We start from the raw sequence: 2,372 nt of genomic DNA, 5'->3' as shown, positions 1-2,372 counted from the left end.
TCAATTTAATGGTTTAACTAGAATAGGTGTATTCATATCAGCATAAAATGCTGATATGAAACACAAAAGTAAGATTTTGAGTCAGATTTATCTAAAAAATACTCAATATTAAAACATATGAAAAAGGACTTTCATTAACTCAACAGCCTTTAGAAGTATATTAATTAATGAACTTCATTAAACAAATAGTGGATCAGTCTTATTGTCTGCTCTGGGTCAGTAATCGTGTCTCAATCTAACCATAAAGTGGATCAGTAATGCTGTCTCGTAACAATGTTCAAAGCCGTCAATTTGAGGGCTTAGTTAGGATAAATGTATCTATATATTCCAAAAATTGCGAATATAGATACAAAACAAGCATTTTTTACTGTTTTTAGATAGTGCTGTTAAAAATAAGTGAGTGCAGAAAATTGTTTGACTAACTCAACAGTCTATAATATTTATCTATGATACTCTCAAAAATGAAGTGTTACTTTGGAAATATGTAGACTCTGAGAAATCTAAACACTATAAAGAAATGTTACAAGATTTATTATCTTTGGCTACGATGAATATTTATTTTTGTGCACAGAACCTATATAATTTTTTATTAAAAAATAATTAACAATAATGAAACTTAAAAATTTATACAGATATATATTATTTTTATTTCCTATATTTGGGATATCATCCAATATTAGCAACAATAATGGGACATTAGTTTTTTCTGGAGCTGGTGTTGCAGGTGTTAGCTATGCAGGAGCTATAAGAGCATATGAAGAAATTAATGGAGACATTGGAAATAGTGTTTCAAAGGTGGCAGGGACTTCAGCCGGGTCAATAGCGGCTGGTATGGTTGCTTTAGGATACACCTCAGATGATATTGATAATGTTTTATCTAAATTAAATTTTAATGATTTTTTAGATGGTCCAGGGCCAAGTGATTACCCTCACATGTTTATGAACATCACAATGAGATACGGCTATTATGATGGTGAAAAGCTACATCAATTTTTGAAAGAATTGGTATCGAATAAACTAGGTGAAGGAAAAGGTGAAGCCACATTAGCAGAGGTCTCAAAAGAAACTGGTAAACAGATCTATATTTTTGTTACTAATATATCTTCAGGATCATATGAAGTTCTTAGTTCTGAAGATAGTAGAACAAGAGATATTCCATTAGCTACAGCAATGCATACAAGCTCTGATATCCCTTTCTTTTGGAGAGCAGATTTCTATACTGAGTATTTTGGTAAACTTAGATATGTTGACATGAATGATCCTTCAAATTTATTTAGAAAAGATATAACAGCATATGTAGATGGAGGTGCTGTTATGAATTATCCTATTTTATATATGAAATCTAACTTTCCAAATAGTGATTCATTAGGGTTCTTAATAACTACTGATGAAATGATAAACTGGTTTAAAAATGGTGGAAATAGGCCTACTCATGAAGAACATTTAATACCTACGGGACAGATATTGGATTATGTGCAAAAATTAATGTTCACTTTAATGGATTCTCAATACGCAATCTTTGTACAAAACCGTGAAGTTTTAGAGTCTACAGTCTTAATAGATAGAGGAAATATTTCGGCAATAGATTTTAATTTAAACGAACAAGACAAGAAAAACCTTAAAAGAGCAGGTTGTAATGCAGTTTTAGACTTTTATGGCAAGTCTGATCCTGATTTGTGTAAGAACTTGATTGATGAAAATGATCTATTAAAACAAAATAAGGGAAATCTATATACCAAATTACTATCGCAAGCAAAAAATTATGTTCAATCAGATGCCTATCAAAATAAATTAAATAATTTAGATAAGCAGACTGTTGAGTTTATAAGTTCTCGCTCATAGCTCATACTGGCTATGATTATTTGTTAGATTTTACCACTCATTTATCGTTAATTCCTTGATATAAATCATCATACATGACTTAAACCTAAGGAACAGCTCTAAATTTGCAATCTGATAGCTATTTTAGCCTTTTGTAGATGTACCATAGGGAGCGAAAGAGTTAAAAATTATATGTACTAGCTTGAACTTAATTTAACATCTTAGTACAACTAAAGCTTCCATAAATAAAACAAGAGCTACTCTTGTATTTCAACTTGGTTATTTCAAAGCAAGTGGATTATTTTTTGACAATATCCTCTTTGATGAATGTTATGATGATTTTAAATTCATTACTAAAAATATTCTTGGTGAGCTTAATCTTAAATTCAAAGGTAAGCTTGGATATGATTCTAGAATCAAGCAGATTGATCTACCCCGTCAATTTGGGACACTTTTGATGTCAGAAAAAGGAGAGATAAATGGCTTACAAGAGATACCCAGAAGAGTTTATGGATCAAGCAGTGCAGTTATGCTTAGCAGGAGATGCAAAT

Annotated in this window: 1 protein-coding gene; it reads left to right on the top strand. The window is 30.7% G+C overall.

Annotation, left to right across the window (positions count from 1 at the left end; translation table 11 throughout):
- Nucleotides 1-609 precede the first annotated feature (609 nt).
- A complete protein-coding gene (locus F3D57_RS10110) occupies nt 610-1,842 on the top strand; it encodes a patatin-like phospholipase family protein (protein ID WP_150466162.1) in 1,233 nt (410 codons plus the stop codon).
- Nucleotides 1,843-2,372 lie beyond the last annotated feature (530 nt).

Source organism: Francisella sp. SYW-2, from assembly GCF_008711475.1.
Taxonomy (GTDB): Bacteria; Pseudomonadota; Gammaproteobacteria; order Francisellales; family Francisellaceae; genus Francisella; species Francisella salimarina.
Note: the sequence above shows the minus strand (reverse complement) of the source record. Positions and strands in the feature narration are given on the sequence as shown.

What these genes read in the sequence shown, in the direction of transcription:
- F3D57_RS10110 (WP_150466162.1), top strand. Translation starts at nt 610, where the DNA reads ATGAAACTTAAAAATTTATACAGATATATATTATTTTTATTTCCTATA.